Source organism: Burkholderia sp. M6-3 (assembly GCF_050858985.1).
Taxonomy (GTDB): domain Bacteria; phylum Pseudomonadota; class Gammaproteobacteria; order Burkholderiales; family Burkholderiaceae; genus Paraburkholderia; species Paraburkholderia caledonica.
The window spans coordinates 2,601,613-2,618,513 of record NZ_CP110091.1; the positions used below are offsets into that span (position 1 = coordinate 2,601,613).

General features: G+C 61.4%; 16 protein-coding genes and 3 pseudogenes. 9 read left to right on the forward strand and 10 right to left on the reverse strand.

From position 1 onward, the window contains the following. Positions 1-22: 22 nt before the first annotated feature. Together OH764_RS29235 and OH764_RS29240 are read right to left on the reverse strand one after the other, a co-directional pair. A complete protein-coding gene (locus tag OH764_RS29235) occupies positions 23-958 on the reverse strand; it encodes a LysR family transcriptional regulator (protein ID WP_498849552.1) in 936 nt (311 codons plus the stop codon). A gap of 16 nt (positions 959-974) precedes the next feature. After that, positions 975-1,859 (reverse strand): LysR family transcriptional regulator, encoded by an 885-nt coding sequence (locus tag OH764_RS29240; protein WP_498849553.1) that lies wholly within the window; start codon positions 1,857-1,859, stop codon positions 975-977. 216 nt (positions 1,860-2,075) lie between these two features. Between OH764_RS29240 and OH764_RS29245 the strand changes: the two genes are divergently transcribed. From OH764_RS29245 to OH764_RS29280, 8 genes and pseudogenes are all read left to right on the forward strand, one after another. Next, positions 2,076-2,822: an SDR family NAD(P)-dependent oxidoreductase gene (locus tag OH764_RS29245; protein ID WP_498849554.1), complete on the forward strand. Its 747-nt coding sequence runs from the start codon at positions 2,076-2,078 to the stop codon at positions 2,820-2,822. Positions 2,823-2,876: 54 nt separating this feature from the next. Further along, complete coding sequence (locus tag OH764_RS29250) at positions 2,877-3,977, forward strand: alkene reductase (protein ID WP_498849555.1); 1,101 nt, start codon at positions 2,877-2,879, stop codon at positions 3,975-3,977. 16 nt (positions 3,978-3,993) lie between these two features. Next, the gene (locus OH764_RS29255) at positions 3,994-4,392 is read left to right on the forward strand and encodes a DUF427 domain-containing protein (protein ID WP_498849556.1); all 399 of its coding nucleotides are present in this window, start codon (positions 3,994-3,996) and stop codon (positions 4,390-4,392) included. 89 nt (positions 4,393-4,481) lie between these two features. Beyond that, positions 4,482-4,833, forward strand: a pseudogene (locus OH764_RS29260) (SDR family NAD(P)-dependent oxidoreductase); the annotation flags it as partial. Positions 4,834-5,038: 205 nt separating this feature from the next. Then, entirely contained in the window at positions 5,039-5,905 is an 867-nt protein-coding gene (locus OH764_RS29265) for an alpha/beta fold hydrolase (RefSeq protein ID WP_498849557.1), read from the forward strand. A gap of 34 nt (positions 5,906-5,939) precedes the next feature. Continuing rightward, positions 5,940-6,686 carry an SDR family NAD(P)-dependent oxidoreductase gene (locus OH764_RS29270; RefSeq protein ID WP_498849558.1) on the forward strand — a complete coding sequence of 249 codons (747 nt, stop codon included), beginning with the start codon at positions 5,940-5,942 and terminating at the stop codon, positions 6,684-6,686. 364 nt (positions 6,687-7,050) lie between these two features. Then, complete coding sequence (locus OH764_RS29275) at positions 7,051-7,797, forward strand: SDR family NAD(P)-dependent oxidoreductase (RefSeq protein WP_498849559.1); 747 nt, start codon at positions 7,051-7,053, stop codon at positions 7,795-7,797. Between the two features lie 76 nt (positions 7,798-7,873). Further along, entirely contained in the window at positions 7,874-8,521 is a 648-nt protein-coding gene (locus tag OH764_RS29280; protein ID WP_498849560.1) for a glutathione S-transferase family protein, read from the forward strand. An 84-nt stretch (positions 8,522-8,605) separates the two neighbouring features. On the opposite strand, the pseudogene OH764_RS29285 reads toward OH764_RS29280, so the two are convergent. From OH764_RS29285 to OH764_RS29310, 6 genes and pseudogenes are all read right to left on the reverse strand, one after another. Continuing rightward, positions 8,606-8,734, reverse strand: a pseudogene (locus OH764_RS29285) (S-(hydroxymethyl)glutathione dehydrogenase); the annotation flags it as partial. Beyond that, on the reverse strand, positions 8,731-9,630 hold the full coding sequence (locus tag OH764_RS29290) for a sugar phosphate isomerase/epimerase family protein (RefSeq protein ID WP_498849561.1): 900 nt from the start codon (positions 9,628-9,630) through the stop codon (positions 8,731-8,733). The gene OH764_RS29290 and the pseudogene OH764_RS29285, both read right to left, overlap by 4 nt. Further along, on the reverse strand, positions 9,627-10,874 hold the full coding sequence (locus OH764_RS29295; RefSeq protein WP_498849562.1) for an NAD(P)/FAD-dependent oxidoreductase: 1,248 nt from the start codon (positions 10,872-10,874) through the stop codon (positions 9,627-9,629). Before OH764_RS29295 ends, OH764_RS29290 begins: the two co-directional genes overlap by 4 nt. Before the next feature lie 19 nt (positions 10,875-10,893). Continuing rightward, positions 10,894-11,928 (reverse strand): sugar ABC transporter substrate-binding protein, encoded by a 1,035-nt coding sequence (locus OH764_RS29300; RefSeq protein ID WP_498849563.1) that lies wholly within the window; start codon positions 11,926-11,928, stop codon positions 10,894-10,896. An 82-nt stretch (positions 11,929-12,010) separates the two neighbouring features. Further along, complete coding sequence (locus OH764_RS29305) at positions 12,011-12,334, reverse strand: non-heme iron oxygenase ferredoxin subunit (protein ID WP_131321869.1); 324 nt, start codon at positions 12,332-12,334, stop codon at positions 12,011-12,013. A gap of 17 nt (positions 12,335-12,351) precedes the next feature. Beyond that, positions 12,352-13,413 (reverse strand): fatty acid desaturase family protein, encoded by a 1,062-nt coding sequence (locus OH764_RS29310; RefSeq protein ID WP_498849564.1) that lies wholly within the window; start codon positions 13,411-13,413, stop codon positions 12,352-12,354. A 265-nt stretch (positions 13,414-13,678) separates the two neighbouring features. Between OH764_RS29310 and OH764_RS29315 the strand changes: the two genes are divergently transcribed. Then, the gene (locus OH764_RS29315; protein ID WP_498849565.1) at positions 13,679-14,701 is read left to right on the forward strand and encodes a LacI family DNA-binding transcriptional regulator; all 1,023 of its coding nucleotides are present in this window, start codon (positions 13,679-13,681) and stop codon (positions 14,699-14,701) included. A 223-nt stretch (positions 14,702-14,924) separates the two neighbouring features. Here OH764_RS29315 and OH764_RS29320 read toward each other — a convergent pair. Further along, a pseudogene (locus OH764_RS29320) lies at positions 14,925-15,137 on the reverse strand (tyrosine-type recombinase/integrase); the annotation flags it as partial. Between the two features lie 351 nt (positions 15,138-15,488). Next, the gene (locus OH764_RS29325; protein ID WP_498849566.1) at positions 15,489-16,883 is read right to left on the reverse strand and encodes an aspartate aminotransferase family protein; all 1,395 of its coding nucleotides are present in this window, start codon (positions 16,881-16,883) and stop codon (positions 15,489-15,491) included. Positions 16,884-16,901: the final 18 nt, after the last annotated feature.

The following is a 16,901-nucleotide window of genomic DNA, read 5'->3' on the forward strand; positions in this document are numbered from 1 at the left end:
TTCGTGAGTATCGATTCGCGCATCATGCGGCTTTCGGCCTGCCGTGCCCCGACATCAACTCGGGCGCGAACTCGGGCTCGAGGCACCCTTCGACGAAAGCCGTGAACTTCCGGGCCTTGCTGTTGGCGAGACGTCCTGTCGGATACACGGCGGACAAGGAAATGGGCGGCAGCATCCAGTCGTCCATGACCGAAACGACCGCGCCCGATTTGAGTTCCGGCCAGAAAGCCCATTCCGATGCAACGGCAAGCCCCATGTCCGCGAAGACGGCCGCGCGCAAGCCTTCTGTCGCGGAGATTCTCACGCGGCCTTGCAGCCTCACCGACGACTCCCCCGCCTCGCTGCGAAAGGTCCATTCTTCGCCGCCGCCCAGATCTCGCGTGTAGACGACGGCGCGATGCGCGGGCAAATCAGCAGGCGCTTCGGGCATGCCGTGCCGCTCGAAGTAGGCAGGTGTCGCGAGTACGCGCCGCCGCGCGATGCCGATGCGGCGCGCCGTCATGTTCGAATCCGCCAGTTCGCCCATGCGCAGCGCAAGGTCGATGCCCTCTTCGACGAGATCGATATTGCGGTCGTCGAGCACGAGTTCGAGATCGAGGTCCGGATGCTGGTCAAGGAACGCCGGCAAGCGCGGCACGATGTGCAGCCGCGCAAAACATACAGCAGCCGACACGCGCAGCTTGCCAGTCAGTCCCGCCGCGGTGCCTCGCGCAGCGAGCACGGCCTCGTCGGCTTCTTCGACGGCACGGCGCGCGCGCAGATAAAAATTCTGGCCGGCTTCCGTCGGCGTGAGCGCGCGCGTCGAGCGCAGCAGCAGCTTCACGCCAAGCCATTCTTCCAGCTGCGCAACAGTTTTCGATACGGCCGGCTGGCCGATATCGAAGTGTCGAGCCGCCGCCGAAAACGAACCGGTATCGACAACGCGGATAAAAATTTCGATCGCCGCGAGACGGTCCATCGCGATTCTCCCTCGCTCAGTTGGTGGCAATCAGTTCGTCCGCTCTCGCCAGAAACAGCTTCAGCACAGGCGATGCGTTCGAACGACTGTAGCCGATCGCGAGATCGACGGTTGGCGCTTCGCCTTCGAGCGGACGGCTCACGACCGACCACGGCAGCAGATTGTTCGCGTATTCGGGCATCAACGACAAGCCGCGTGTCGATGCAACGAGCGACATCGCCATCGCAAGGTTGTCGACGCCGTGCTCGGGCTTCGGATCGAGCCCATTGTCATCCAGATATCGGGCGACCACATCGTGCAGCACGCGTGCCTTGTTCGACGCCATCACAAACGTCTCTCCTTTCAGGTCAGACGGATGGATCGCGCTCTTCGCCGTTAGACGATGATCGCTCGGCATCAGCACGACGAGTTTCTCGCGATAGACGACGCGATAATCGAGATCCAGCCCCGGCTCCGTGCGCACGAAGGCCAGATCGAGCTTGCCTCGCGCCACGGCGTCCGCGAGATCGGGCGAGTAGCCGCTCGACACCGTGACGTCGATGTTCGGCAATTCGTCGCGCAACACCTGCATCGCGCGCGGCAGCCATGTCATTTCCTGGCCCGTCAGAAAGCCGAGCGCAAACACCTGCTTCGTGGGACTCGCGGCGCGGCGCGCGGCTTCGATCGCGGCATCGACCTGCGCGAGCGCAAGCCGAGCATGGTCGAGAAAAGCCTTGCCCGGCGCTGTCAACTCGACGCCGCGCGCGCTGCGGCTGAACAGTTCCGTGCGCACTTCGTCTTCGAGGTCGCGAATCTGGCGGCTCAGCGATGGCTGTGAGGTGAACAGCCGCTGCTCGGCGGCGACAGTGAGGCTGCCCGTTTCCGCGACTGCAACGAAATAGCGCAGATGGCGTAGCTCCATGTTTTCTCCTGTTTCGCCCCGTTCTGCCACGCCCGTGGGCGCCATGCTTTCAAGGCATGCCGGCAAGCCTACAAAGTCTTTTTCCGTTACGCAAGCGAAGGTTAGATTACATGCCAGCAGCACATCGAGCAGCGCGGATGCCAGCAGCGCGGTTTCGCGGCCATACCTGCCTGCTATCGCTGGCCGAGCCGCCGATCCATCCAACGGAGCTTCGTCATGAACTACCTAGCAGGAAAAACCGCGCTCGTCACGGGCGCGTCGCGTGGCATCGGCCGAGCCATTGCGCTCGCGCTCGGCGGAGCCGGTGCGCAGGTGCTGGTGCACTACAGGAGCAATGAAGCGGCCGCCGATTCGGTGGTTGCCGAGATCATTGCGAGCGGCGGCCATGCGCAGCCAGTCGCCGCCAATCTGCGCACCGCCGACGGTCCGCATACGCTCGCCCGCCGCGTCCGTGCGGTCGTCGGCGGAAGGCTGGATGTGCTGGTCGCTAACGCGGGCATGGCCACTGCCGCGCGCATCGAAGAGACGACTGTCGAGCAGTTCGATGACCTTTTCGCCGTCAACGTGCGCGCGCCCTTCTTCCTCGTCCAGCAGCTTCAGCCGATGCTATGCAAAGGCAGCAGCGTCGTGCTGCTGTCGTCGCTGGCTTCGCGCGCTGCGGTTGGCGAGCTGGCCGCATACGCCGCGACCAAAGGCGCCGTCGATACACTCGTGCGCCACTTCGCTTCGGCGTTCGGCGAGCGCGGCGTGCGTGTGAATGCCGTCGCGCCCGGCATCGTCGCGACGGAAATTTCGAGCTTCGTGACAACCGATGCAGGCCGCGATTACGCGCTGAGCCTGCAAGCGTTGAAGCGCGTCGCGCAGCCAGACGATATCGCTGGCGCCGTCGCGTTCCTTGCCTCCGACAAGGCAAACTGGATCACGGGGGACACGCTGCGTGTCGACGGCGGATCGAAGCTCTGACCATCACTTCATCCGAAACGGATCCGAACTCCATTCATCGATAAGGTATCCAGAATGACCGACAACACACCAAAACTTTTCTCGCCCACGACGGCAGGACGACTGCAGCTTTCACATCGTGTCGTCCACGCACCGATGACGCGGCTGCGCTCCGATCCCGACGACAGCCCGAGCGCAATGATGGTCGAGTACTACCGGCAGCGCGCATCGCGAGGCGGCCTCTTGATTACGGAAAGCGCGCATCCTTCGTACGACAGCCGCGGCTATTTCGGCACGCCTGGCATCTACACGGACGAACACATCGAAGCGTGGAACAAGATCACCGACGCCGTTCACGCGAAAGGCGCGCACATCTTCATGCAGATCGCGCACGACGGCCGTCAGTCGCACGTCGATCTGAGTTGGGGCAACGCTCCCATTGCACCCTCTGTCGTGCCTTATGAAACCACTGTGTTCACGCAGAACGGCTGGGTGCCGAACTCGCCGCATCGCGCGCTGAAAACCGATGAGATCCCAGCCATCGTCGAGTCGTTCCGACGCGCGGCGGAACGCGCGAAAGCCGCTGGTTTCGACGGCGTCGAGCTGCACAACGCGAACGGATACCTCGCCGACACTTTCCTGCAGGACGGCACGAACAAACGCACGGATGCCTACGGCGGCACGATCGAAAAGCGCGCGCGTTTTTCGCTGGAACTCGTGGATGCGTTCACGTCCGTGTGGGGCGCTGACCGCGTGGGCGTTCGCGTGTCGCCAAGCGGCCGCTGGGGCGCCATCTCCGACAGTAATCCCGAGGCGACCTTCGGCTATTTCGCCGCGCGTCTGAATGGGTATGGCCTCGCGTATCTGCATGTCATCGAGCCGCGCGTGATGGGTACAGAGACACTCGATGAAGGTCAGGCGCCCGTTGCGTCGTCGTTCCTGCGCAGGGTGTTCGACGGACCGATAATCGCTGCCGGCGGCTTCGATCGTGCCGGGGCCGAACAGATTCTTCAACGTGGCGACGCCGATCTCGTCGCGTTTGGCCGCTGGTTCTCGTCGAATCCCGATTTGCCCGAGCGCCTGCGCTGCAACCTGCCGCTCACACCGTACCAGCGCGACGCTTTCTGGGGCGGCGACGAACGCGCTTACACCGACTTTTCCGCCTACGTCGCCTGATTCAAGGAGTGACATCGTGTCCACCAGCAACGCGCCCAACGTGGCGAAAACTGTGAAGCTTCCCGGCCCCGCTCATCCGATCACGATCGAGCGCAATCCGTCGCGCGTCGTGGTGACAGTCGCCGGCCACACCATCGCCGACACGCGCAGCGCGCTGACGTTGCGTGAGGCGCACTATCCGCCCGTCTTTTACATCCCGAGAAACGATGTCGACATGACGCTGCTCGAGCGCACCTCACATTCGACGTACTGCCCATACAAGGGCGATGCCGCGTACTTTTCGATCCCGTCGGGCGGCGAGCGCGCCGTCAATGCGATCTGGACTTACGAGTCTCCGTATTCCGCCGTCGAACCGATCCGCGATCACCTCGCGTTCTACCCCGAACGTGTCGATTCTATCGGCGAACATGCGTAAGGAACCGACATGAACGAACAGACAGTGGTGCTCGGCACGGGCGCGCTGCGCGGCATCGTCGCGCGGCCGCGCTCGCCTTCGCGTGTTCGCGCAGCGGCAGCATCGTCAACGTGTCGTCGACGATGGGCGCGTGCGGTGCGGCAGGCGCGTCGCTGTATGCGGCGAGCAAGCATGCCGTCGAAGGACTGACGAAGTCGGCGGCGCTCGAAGGTGCGGTGTCCGGCGTGCGCGTCAACGCAGTCGCGCCCGGCCCCGTGCAAACGCCGATGCTCGACCGTCTCACGCAGACGTCCGAACGCAAGGCCGCGTTTCTCGACACCGTGCCGCTCAAACGCGCCGGCACGCCCGATGAAATCGCCGAAGCCATCCATGTACGTCGCGTCGGCCAGCTTCATGACGGGCGAAGTGCTGCGTGTGAACGGCGGTCGGACGGCGTCGTAGGCCATGCTTCCCGGCCATGCCTCTCAGGCATGGCGCACAACTTATAAAGTCTTGTTTCTCGCGATCCGACGCGCCTACATTACCTATCAGAGCGCCTTACGAGAAGCAAAGACGGTCCGGGCCGACACAGCAACGCCGACCCCTTCATACGTTTCAGTTATATCGCGCCGCATGACCATCAACCGGTTTTGAAAGGACATCTGCCATGACCCGCCACACTCACCAGACCGCGCCGACCCAGTTCGTCGAAGCCAACGGCATCCGCTTCGCGTATCGCCGCTTCGGCAATCCCGGCGGCGTGCCGCTCGTAATGAACATCCACTTCACGGGCACGATGGATCATTGGGATCCCGCCGTCACCGACGGTCTCGCGCAAAACCGCGAAGTGATCCTGTTCAACAACGCGGGCATTTCGAGCAGTTCCGGCACGGTCCCCGAGTCGATCGAAGAGATGGCCGCCAATGCCGGCGCGTTCATCGAAGCACTCGGACTGAAACAGGTCGACGTACTCGGATTTTCGATGGGCGGACTGATTGCGCAGGAACTCGCTATCACGAAGCCGCGACTCGTGCGCCGCGTGATTCTCGTCGGCACGGGTCCGCGCAGCGGCGAAGGCATGGCGACGCTCACGCCTGAAGCGCAGGAAATTTTTGGAGCGTCATATGCGCACCCCGACAATCTGTGGCTGCGCGTGCACTTTTCGCCTTCGGAAGCGAGCCAGGCAGCGGGCCGTGGATTTGTCGAACGATTCCGTCTGCGCAGCGACAATCGCGATCCCGAAGCCAACGACACGGTCGCGCCCGCGCAACTCGCCGCACTCGCGAAGTGGGGCGCGCCGCGCGAGAACCCGTACGACTATCTGCGCGCACTCGAACAGCCGACGCTCGTTGTCAACGGCGACAACGACGTGATCATCTATTCGATCAATTCGTGGCACTTGCAGCAACACATCCCGAACGCGCAACTGATCCTCTATCCCGACGCCAATCACGGCTCGCTGTACCAATACCCGGAGCGCTTCGTCGCGCACGTTGATCGGTTCCTCTCGGAAGCGGACGCGCCCGAGGCGTAACGCACTCTCACTCGACATCAAACGAAATTTCATCATGACCAATCTGACGGGCAAAACCGCGCTCGTGACGGGCGCCTCCCGCGGCATCGGCCGCGCCACGGCCATCGCGCTCGCCAAAGCAGGCGCCCGCGTGCTGGTCCACTACAGCAACGCCGAGCAGGCCGCCGATTCCGTCGTTGCAGCCATTCGCGCGGCAGGCGGCCAGGCCGAAAGGGTCGCCGCCGATCTGCGCGACGCCCACGGACCGCATGAACTGGCGAAGCGCGTGCGCTCGCTGACGGGCGATCGGCTCGACATTCTCGTCGCGAACGCGGGCATCTCGAAGGCCGCACCGATCGAAGAAACGACCGTCGAGGATTTCGATAACCTGTTCGCCGTCAACGTGCGCGCGCCGTTCTTCCTCGTCCAGCAATTGCTGCCCGTACTGGGCGACGGTAGCAGTGTCGTCTTGCTGTCGTCTCTCGCGGCACGCGCGTCCGTGAACAATCTGTCGGCGTACGCGGCAACCAAGGGCGCGGTCGATACACTCGTGCGCCACTTCGCGTCCGCGCTCGGCGAGCGTGGTATTCGCGTCAACGCGATTGCGCCGGGTGTCGTCGAAACGGATATGTCGAACTTCGCGAAGACGGACGCGGGCCGCGATTTCACGCTCGGCATGCAGGCGCTCAAACGCGTCGCGCAGCCCGACGATATTGCCGGCGCCATCGTGTTCCTCGCCTCCGACGACGCGCGCTGGGTCACGGGCGACACGTTGCGCGTCGACGGCGGATCGAAGCTCTGATGCACTCGCCGCGCGCGTTCATTCGTTGCCGCTTCTGATCCTTTCCGTCTTCGCGGCGGGCACCGGGTACGCGCTACGCTTCATGGGCGGCCTCGCGCTGGCCAGCAACGGCATCGATCGCCAGCATCGTGGCTTGTCGCTATCGACTCTCTGTTCCACCGGCTACGCAATGCAGGCGATCACTGCGCTCGTGCTCGGCATCGCGACCTGTCGCCCGCGTCTGCTCGCATGCCTCGCAGGCATGCGCTCCAGCCTGGAAAGTCTTTTTCACAGCCGCAAGAGACGCCTAAAGTTAGCTCCGTCATGCTCACCGAGCAGCGCGACACGAGCAACGTGTCGTGAACCTTATTGACAGGAGCCTCAAATGTCCCACCCCGTCGTCCTCATCACTGGCGCCCTCACGGGCATCGGCCGCGCAACTGCTTTCGCGTTCGCGCGTTCGGGTGCACGGCTCGTCGTATCGGGTCGCCGCGCAACGGAAGGTGCCGCGCTCGAAGCCGAACTGCGCGAAGCAGGCGCCGAAGCTCACTTCGTCCTGGCTGACGTGCGCCGCGACGAAGAAGTCCGCAACCTGGTGGATCAGACCGTCGCCCGCTACGGCCGTCTGGACGTAGCCGTCAACAACGCCGGCACGGAAGGCCGGCCAGGACCTGTCGTCGAGCAGACCGCCGACAGCTATGCCGACACGTTCGACACCAACGTGCTGGGAACGCTGCTGAGCCTCAAGCACGAACTGCGCGTGATGACTGCGCAGAAGGCCGGCAGCATCGTCAACATCTCGTCGACTTACGGTCATGAAGGCGCCGCATTCGCATCGGTGTACGCAGGCAGCAAGCACGCCGTCGAAGGCATCACGAAATCGGCAGCACTTGAAGTTGCGTCGACGGGCGTTCGCGTCAACGCCGTCGCACCCGGGCCAACCGATACGGGCATGCTGGACCGCTTCACCAGCACCGCTGAAAACAAGGCAGCGCTAGCAGCCACGGTGCCGCTCGCGCGTATCGGCAAGCCTGACGACATTGCCGCAGCGGTGCTCTACCTCGCTGCCGACGGCGCAGCATTCGTCACCGGTCAGATTCTGACTGTCGACGGCGGCAAGACGGCAGGCTAAAGCGACCTCACCTGCCCGCCTGCGCGCTCACTGCCTGGCGGGCAGCTCGAATCTTTTAATCGGAATGGACACGTACATGAAAACCGACCTCACGCTTTACGAATCCAAGGCCTCGCCCAACTCTCGCCGGGTTCGAATTTTCCTTGCCGAGAAAGGCATCGAACTTCCGATGAAGGCCGTGGACCTCGGAGCCAAAGAGCAATTCTCCGATGCGTACATCGCAATCAACCCTCGCCGGCAGGTGCCGACGCTAGTGCTGGAAAACGGCACGGCGATCGGAGAAGTCCCCGCAATCTGGCGCTACATCGAGGAAACGTATCCCGGCAAGCATGCATTGCTGGGTAGCACGCCGCAAGAGAAGGCGCTCGTCACAATGTGGGAGCGACGCGCGGAACTCGAGGGATTCGCGGCCGTGATGGAGGGCGTGCGGAACGCGGTTGCCGGACTGAAGGGGCGCGCGTTGTCGGGGCCCTATGCTTATGAGCAGATTCCGGAGATCGTCGAGCGCAGCAAGCTCCGCATATCCAACTTCTACTTCGATTTCAACGAGCGTCTGAAGACAGTACCTTTCGTGGCTGGTGAAGAGTTCTCAGTGGCCGACATCACGACGTTGGTGACCGTCGACTTCGCGGCGGGCGGGATGAAAATGAACATTCCCGCGGGTTTCGATGCACTGCAGGCATGGTACGACAGGATATCGGAACGATCTTCTTCCAAGGCCTAGTGGAGGGCCACCGAATACGATACAGGCGTCCGAGCTGCACGATGTGATCGACCACATTCTCGACTTCGTTCCGGTTGATGAAGTGTCGGTGTGGCAGATGCCCGTCGCTTTCACTTCGATCAGGACTTCGCCTGCGCCCGGTCCTTCGAGATCGACTTCTTCGATCGTCAGCGGCGCGCCGGCTTTCCATGCGATGGCTGCTCGTGTCTTCATACTGCATTCCTCTGCTGAAGCGTTTGTCGTTCGTGATTTGCGTGGTCCGTTGGTCGAACGTCGCGTTGAACCTCTGCCCACACCTTGCGGATCATGTCCTGCAGCAGCAGCGATTCCGCCCAGCGGTCGGTCGTGTCGTTACCGTCGCGGTCGATAATCGAGTACGGTTTGGGGCCGAGTTCGCAGGTGAAGGCGAGGGTGTCGTCCGCGCCCGCCCGTCGGCACCAGGACGCGAAGCCATAGCCCCACCAGCCGAGAAACAGATCGACCCACATCCGGTGCGGCGCGAACGATAGCTCTATCTGCACCTGCTCGCGGCTCGCGACGCGCCCGTGAAAGGCCCACGACTGATCCAGGATGCGGTGCATCAACGCATGATTCTCGTTGGACACGGGCCACGAGAATTCGCGTCCAACGAGGTAATGCGAGATGTCCCCAAGCAGCTTTACATCGGGCCGAGCGTCGAGGAGGTCAAGCGTGAAATAGAGATCCGTGGTCATGCGATCGCGGTGCGTCTCGATGTAGACCGGGAAATCGACCTGTTCGGCCAGTCTCTGCCAGCCGTCGAGCAGCGTTACGCATTCTGCGACGGTGCGAGGACGTACGTCGGGTTGCAGGTCGATGTGATGCACGCCAGATTCGACGGCATTTTCGAGCACGGGCTGTAAATCGTCTATCGTGCGTGGAAAGCACTGACCTTCCGCGTGCAGTCCGCATGTGGCACGCAACCGGGCCAGCCGCCGAACGTCCGCACGCTTCGTATAGTGCGCACTCACGCCGTCAAAGCCGGCGTCGGCAATCATCCGCACGTTCTCTTCGAGTGTGCGTTCGTTGCCATCGGTGTGGCGACGCTCCATCGCCCACAGCGACCGAAACACGAGCAGTCGCTGATTCATTGCGCCTCCGCGGCGAGCAGCGACCTGAGCTTCGTCCCACGATCGGCAAGCAGATGAGGCTCCACGCACGCGCGCCGCGCAATCAGCTCTTGTGCGAAGCGCACATCCCGCGCAATTTCGCCAGTCTGTCCGACTCCGCTCGCGCCGACAAGCACGCCGTCGCCGTTCAGTGCGAAGAAGACGCGCGACGCCGAACCCGTCTCGCGTGCCACCGTCGTCGTTCCAAGCGCAGGCATGCCGGCGATCTGGATCGTCATGTCGTATTGATCGGACCAGAACCATGGCACTGACGAACAGGCTTCGCCGTGGCCGAGCATATTGCGCGCGACGACACGCGCCTGGTCTTCGGCGTTTTTCCAGCATTCGAGCCGAATCCGGCGGCCAAAAAGCGGGTGGGGAAACGAACAAACATCCCCAGCCGCGAAAATACGTGGGTCGTTCGTGCATAACGTCGCGTCGACTGCGACGCCATTTTCGACGTCAAGATTTGCGGCCTGTGCAAGTTCAGTACACGGCGTCACACCAATTCCAGCGATCACGGCGTCGCACGCCAGGGTTGTGCCCCCGACAAGCTGCACACCACTTACGCGCGCCGTTCCGACAAGGCGTTCCACATGTACATCGAAGCGGACGTCTACACCGCGTTGTCTATGCTGCGCCACCAGGCATTGCGCCACGACTTCAGGCACCGCACGCATTAACGCCCGCGGCGCCCCTTCGAGCACGACAACCTCGCAACCGAGTGCTACCGCTGTCGCTGCAATTTCAAGGCCGATGAAACCCGCCCCAATCACCGCGATGCGGCGACCCGGGCGCAGTTCGGCGCTGATCGCATGCGCATCGCACACGCTACGCAGCATATGTACGCCGGCGAGCGTCGCCCCCGGCAGATCCAGCCGGCGTGGCCGGGAACCCGTCGCAATCAGCAAGCGGTGATAGCCGAGCGTGTCGCTGCTGGCAAGCACCACCCTGTGCCTCACGCGATCGATCGCAGCCACAGGCGCATCGGTACGCACTTCGATGCGCTGTTCCCGAAAGAACACCTCGTCGTAGATCGCGCACTGGGCGGTCGTCTTTTGCCCAAGCAGCACCGACTTCGATAACGGCGGCCGTTCATAGGGCAACAAACCTTCGTCGCCGAAAAGCGTGATGGCGCCGTCCCACCCGTTCTCGCGTAACGCCTGCGACGCACGCGCTCCGCACTGGCCCGCGCCGACGATCACCATCGGCTCCGTTGTGCTCATCAGCGGCTCCCGATTGAGCTTAGCGGTAGCGGCCAGCCAGCGCCGAGACCTGCTCGATGTTCTGCGGCGTAATGAAGCCCGGTCCTGAGCTGATGTTGCGCGCCTCGTAGACTGGCTTCAGCCCATAGGCCTGAAGACGCTTGATGAAGTTCGGGTCCTTCTCGAGCTCCGCGCGAGCCGCGACGACATCCGTGTTGTGGTTCCTGTGCATGATTGCGAGCATGGCGATCGGAATGTAGCCCTGCAGATACGGCTGCTGGTCGGTACAGAACTTGATGGTGCCGTCCTTGATGGCCTTGGCTACGTCAGCATCGATGTCGAAGGTGGCAAACCAGATCTTCCCTGCAAGCCCCAGCTTCGTGACGGCACGAATGGTTGGGTCCGCAGAAGTCGGCCCTAACGTCAACACGGCTTGCGTATCCGGATGGGTACGCAAATATGCGCTTACCTTCGCTTCGATGCCGGTTGGGTCCGTGCCGACGTCGAGCGACGACGCCTTCCAGTCCGCACCGATGGCTTCGCCGAACCCTCGGCAACGCTCGAATGAGAGCGGATTGGTGGCATAGTGATTCACACAGACAAACGTTTTGATGCCGGCGGCTTTCGCTCGCAGTCCAGCCTCCTTCCCGGCCAGGTACTCCGGCTGTCCCACGTGCATCAGCGCCCCGAGGTCAGCGCTCTGCTGCTCCGTACCGGTATTGGCTGTAATGAACCTGATATTTTTGTTCTTCAGCTTCGAGACGGCTCCTTTCAGCAGATCGTAGTCGGCAATCGTTAGTACGACGCCGTCGTAATTACGTGCTGCCGCCTGGTTGACCAGTTGCACCATGTCCGCGATGTCGCCATTTGGCGGATTGCGATAGTCGGTCCGTACGTTGAAATCCTGATCGGCCTGCGTGATGCCGTTCTTGACTGTATTCCACCACGCATCCGAATCCGGCGCGTGCGTGATGAAATCGAAATGAGCGACCGGGTCCGCGCAAGCGCTCGTGCAGAGTCCCAGACTCAACACAACGGCGCTCAGGCCGAGCATCTTTCCAATAGCATGTTTCATGGCTGTCTCCTTGTTTATGGTCTATCTGCCGATGTGGCGACATCGGCCATTCATGCGTTGCCTCAACCGCGCGTCGCCACAGTCAATCCGCTGGCAACCCGATGAAAACCTTGTTGTCCTCGACCTTCACGGGATGAATGGCGAGATTGATGCAGACGGGCGCCCCTTTCGCCGCGCCTGTCGGAATGTGGAAACGCCCCATGTGCATCGGACATTCGATAATGTCGCCAAACACGAGCCCCTCCGTGAGGCGCGCTGTTTCATGGGTGCAAAGGCCTGCCGACGCGTAAAAGCCGGTCGGCGTGTGATAGATCGCATACAGCCTGCCGTCGTGACTAAACTCGATGACGTCCTCTTCTTCGATGTCATCGCACGCGCAGACGTGATGCCATTGCAGGATGTTCATTGGCGTATCTCCGCGGCTCAGCGAGCCTCAACCGCGCCAGGCGGCGTATCGATGGTTTGGCCTGCAGCCGCGGCGGCCAGCTTGCCGGGCACGAGGGGGGTCACCATAAAGTCCGGATCGCGCCGCTGCATTCTGAACACGTGGAGGATTTCTCTCCACGCGCTAAAGAGGCCGTCGTAGGCAGGCGGCAGATCCTCCCGGATTGCCTCACGCAGCTTCGGCAACGCATGGAACGGCACATTGGGAAACATGTGATGCTCGACGTGATAGTTCATATTCCAGTAAAGGAATTGAAGCATCCGGTTGAGCTTGATCGTTCGTGTCGAAAAGCGATGATCGAGCTCGTTTTCGCGCAACCCCGTATGCTGGGTAATCGCCAGCAACTCATGCAGCCATGCGCCGTAGGCGCGCGGCAACAGAAGGAACACCACGGGCAACCAGCTATGGGCGGCGATGGCCCACCCGGCCACGCCAATGTAGAGCAGCAGAATCACGCGTGAATTGCGGCACATTGCACGATATTCGGTGACCGGCACGACGGCTTTCGCGCTCTTCGACACGATGCCGAAAGTGTGCAGAACGATATTGCCAAGGTGATGAATGCCGTGCGAAACACGCAGAAAATCGGTGGCGAGCTTCAGGTAGTTCGGCGGCCGCTTGACTGCGAGTTCAACGTCGGATGGGACGGTTGCCGTCAGGTGCGTGTACGTATGATGTTGCGCGTGCGACCAGCGGCTATAGATCTGTTCGCGCCATGTCATGAAGCAGATCAGCCAGTGCACCGACTCATTCAGCCATTCGCTTTTGAAGGGCGTGCGATGACGCAACTCGTGCTCCATCGCCTCCGCGAAGGCATAGAACGTTCCGTAAAGAAGGAACGCCGGTACGCACCAGGGAGTATCGAGCGACAGCCACGCGAACGCCCCGCTTGCCGCCACCAACGCAATGAAACCTCCAAAATGCAGCAACGCGGCGGTGTCGTTACGCCGCGTGACCTCTTTGAGCACCTTCCTGTCGAGCCGGCATTTATACCAGTCGTCCATGGTGATCGTTTGTCTGCTGTCTTGCTGGTTGGACATGAATCGCACCCTGTGCCTGATGTTGACCGCCGTGATGAGCTGCTTGATGCATTGATCATCCTTGAGCGCATTTAAGGCTCTTTTTGAGCCACGGTCAAACGCCAAATTGCCTCATTTTGAGCCCTAAAGGGTATTCCCCGAGACGAAAGCCAGTCTTTGCCGGATTTGGCGATGCCCCTGAGGTAAGCCTCAAAAGACTCATTTTTGAGGCAAAATGATGCCTGCGCCGCAATGCCGCGCTGCGACGATCAGGAACCGGGCGACGATGGGCAAGCCAACACTGAAACAACTGATGGAAATGACGCAGCTCAGCCGGGCGACAATCGATCGCGCGCTGAACAACCGACCCGGGGTGCATCCGCGCACGCGCAGTGCTATCGATGCAGCGGTAAGGCAATTGGCTTCGGAGACGCCGGTGCGCCCGGCATCCCCGGTGGGGCAGCGCAGCTACGTGTTCAGGTTGCTGTCGCAGGCAGGCGACGCATTTACGGAGGAGTTGACGCGCAGCGCGGCCGGACTCGAAGCGGAATTCGCGGCGTCGGGCGTGCGCCTGGAGGTCGAGGGTTGCGTGGGAGTACCTGACGACGAAGTCGCAGCGAGGGTACACAAGGCTGCCGATGAGGCAGACGGTATCGCGATCATCTGCACGAATACGGCTGCAACGACCGCAGCATTGCGCAAATGCATGGCTGCCGGCAAACCGGTCGTGACACTGATCACCGACGTCGATGCCGACGCCCGTCACACCTATGTCGGCGTCAATAACCGCGCGGCGGGTCAGTCTGCGGCGTTCCTCATTGGACGGCATCTGCAGGCGCACACCGCACCCGACGTCGCAGTGGTCGTCGCCACGTTTTCCTATACGTGCCACGAGGACCGCGAGATTGGCTTCCGCTCGTTGCTAAGACAACGGTTCTCGAACGTGAACCTCGTGGAGGTGATCAAAGGCGCAGATTCCGGCGCTGCGACCTATGAGGCGACCATGCGCTTTCTACAGGGACACGGCAAGCTCGACGCCATCTACAACGTGGCGGGCGGCAACGAAGGATTGGCTGCGGCGCTGCGCGAACACGATCTTGTGGGCCGGACGGTCTATATCACGCACGAAGTGAACCGGATAACAGAGCCGCTATTGCGTTCCGATACCATCGACTATTTGCTCACACAAGATCTTCGGCTTCTGCTTCGCACTGCGGTCGAACATTTGAGAACGGCCCGCGCTGGGGGCGACGTTCCCGCTCAGGCAATCATTCCAATCGAGACCTATTCCCGCTACTCGTTGTACTAGCAAATGTGTGCCGTGCGCAGCAAGCTTCCTCCGTGCGTTCAGTCTTGCGCGTCGCACTTGTTCCGAAAAATATGCTGTCGCGCACTGACCGCCGCACCTTGGGAAACGCGTTGATCAGCTTTCATCGGTCGTCTCTTGACAATCTGCGAGCGGACACTCAGACAAGTTCGCCCAACGGCCGTTGATGGCCGGACAGCGTCCGATTGCCGCCCGGCCGGGATGCTCACACTCCGGTTTGTTCAGCCATCTCGAGCGCGTCGTCGACCTCAATGCCGAGATACCGGAGCGTACTTTCCAGCTTCGTATGGCCGAGCAGGAGCTGTACAGCGCGAAGGTTCTTTGTGCGGCGGTAAATTAGTGATGCTTTCGTTCGGCGCATTGTATGCGTGCCGTAGGCCGTGTCATCGAGCCCGATCGATTTTATCCAACGATGCAGAGTTTGTCCGCACCCCCATGTTCCTGAGTCATGGCGGACTCCTTGCTGTTCGTGGCGAGCATTGCCGCTTCGGGCTACGCCCTTCGCGCCACTGCTCGCCAGCATGAGAGACCAACCACTGTCAGATTTAGTCTAGTCCACTGCATCTTAGGGGAGGACGCGCCGGTAACGGCGCGTCCTTAACCGCTTTGTTCTACGTGAGACCAACATCAAACAAGCTCTGATTCATACGACACTGCTGTTCACCTGCGAAGCGCAGTTCGAGCCCATGTCCTTTGATGGCTTTCCTCAATGTGCGTATACCGGAACAAACCCCTCAGACGTTTCGGACGTTTTGCGGGGTACGTCAGATCACCGAGCCTTGTTCAAGACGCTATGCGCTACCTCATCGACTGCATCTCGCACGATGCCGACGATCTCGTCCACTTCCGCGCGCGTCGTGATAAGGGGGGGAGCAAAACCGAGAATGTCCCCATGTGGCATCGCGCGAGCGATCACGCCGCGCTGCAGTGCCGCGGCCGACACCTTCGGCCCAACTTTCAAACCTGCATCGAAAGGCCGGCGTTCGTCCTTGTCCGCCATGAATTCAAGCGCCGCAAGCATGCCCGCGCTGCGCACTTCGCCGACCAGAGGATGTGCATCGAAGGCCGCATGAAGCTGTTCGCCAAGATAGCCTCCAACCTCAGCCGCATTGTGAGTCAGATCTTCACGCGTCAGGATGTCGAGATTGGCGAGCGCGGCCGCCGCACAGACTGGATGTCCGGAGTAGGTCCAGCCATGGCCCATCGCGCCGTATTCCTGCGAACCTTTCTCGATCACGTCCCACACTCGCTCGCCCACGATCACTCCGGACAAAGGTGCATACGCGCTCGTCAAACCCTTGGCGATCGTGATCAGGTCTGGTTCAATGCCGTAGTGCTGCGCGCCCATCTTCGATCCAAGCCGGCCGAAACCACAGACAACCTCATCGGAAATCAGCAGGATGTCGTGCTTCCTGAGTACCTGCTGGATGGCGGCCCAATAGCCGCGCGGTGGGACGATAATGCCACCAGTACCCATCACCGGCTCGGCGATGAAAGCCGCAATCGTATCGGCGCCTTCGCGTGCGATCAGCTTCTCCAGTTCGTCGACGCAGTAGGCGACGAACTGCGCTTCGTTCATACCGGCGGGTGCCTGACGATACCAATGCGGACAAACGGTGTGCATGAAGCGATCAATCGGTAAATCGAAATTCTGATGAAAACCCGGCAAACCCGTGAGGCTGCCGGTGACGATGCCCGAGCCGTGATAGCCGCGCTGACGCGAAATGATCTTCTTCTTGTTCAGACGACCCAGCACATTGTTGTAGTACCAGACGATCTTGATCTGTGTCTCGTTCGCGTCTGAACCAGACATGCCGTAATACACCTTCTTCATGCCCTTCGGTGCCCAGTCAATGATGCGCGACGATAGTTCGATGATCGTGTCCGTCGAATGGCCGACGTACGTATGGTAGTAAGCCAGCTTTTTAGCCTGCTCGTAGATCGCGTCGGCAACCTCGGTGCGACCATAACCGATGTTCACGCAATACAGCCCGGCAAACGCGTCGATATAGGTCTTGCCTTCGTGGTCTTCGATGCGAATACCCTTCGCGCCCTTGATGATCTTCCCCGGCAGTGTGCCCGTCGCGTGATCGCGTGCGTGCGTGGACGGGTGCATGAAGTGTGCTCGGTCTTCAGTGAACAGTTGGTCGAGTAGTTGTTGCATGAGTTGCTCCTTATTGTT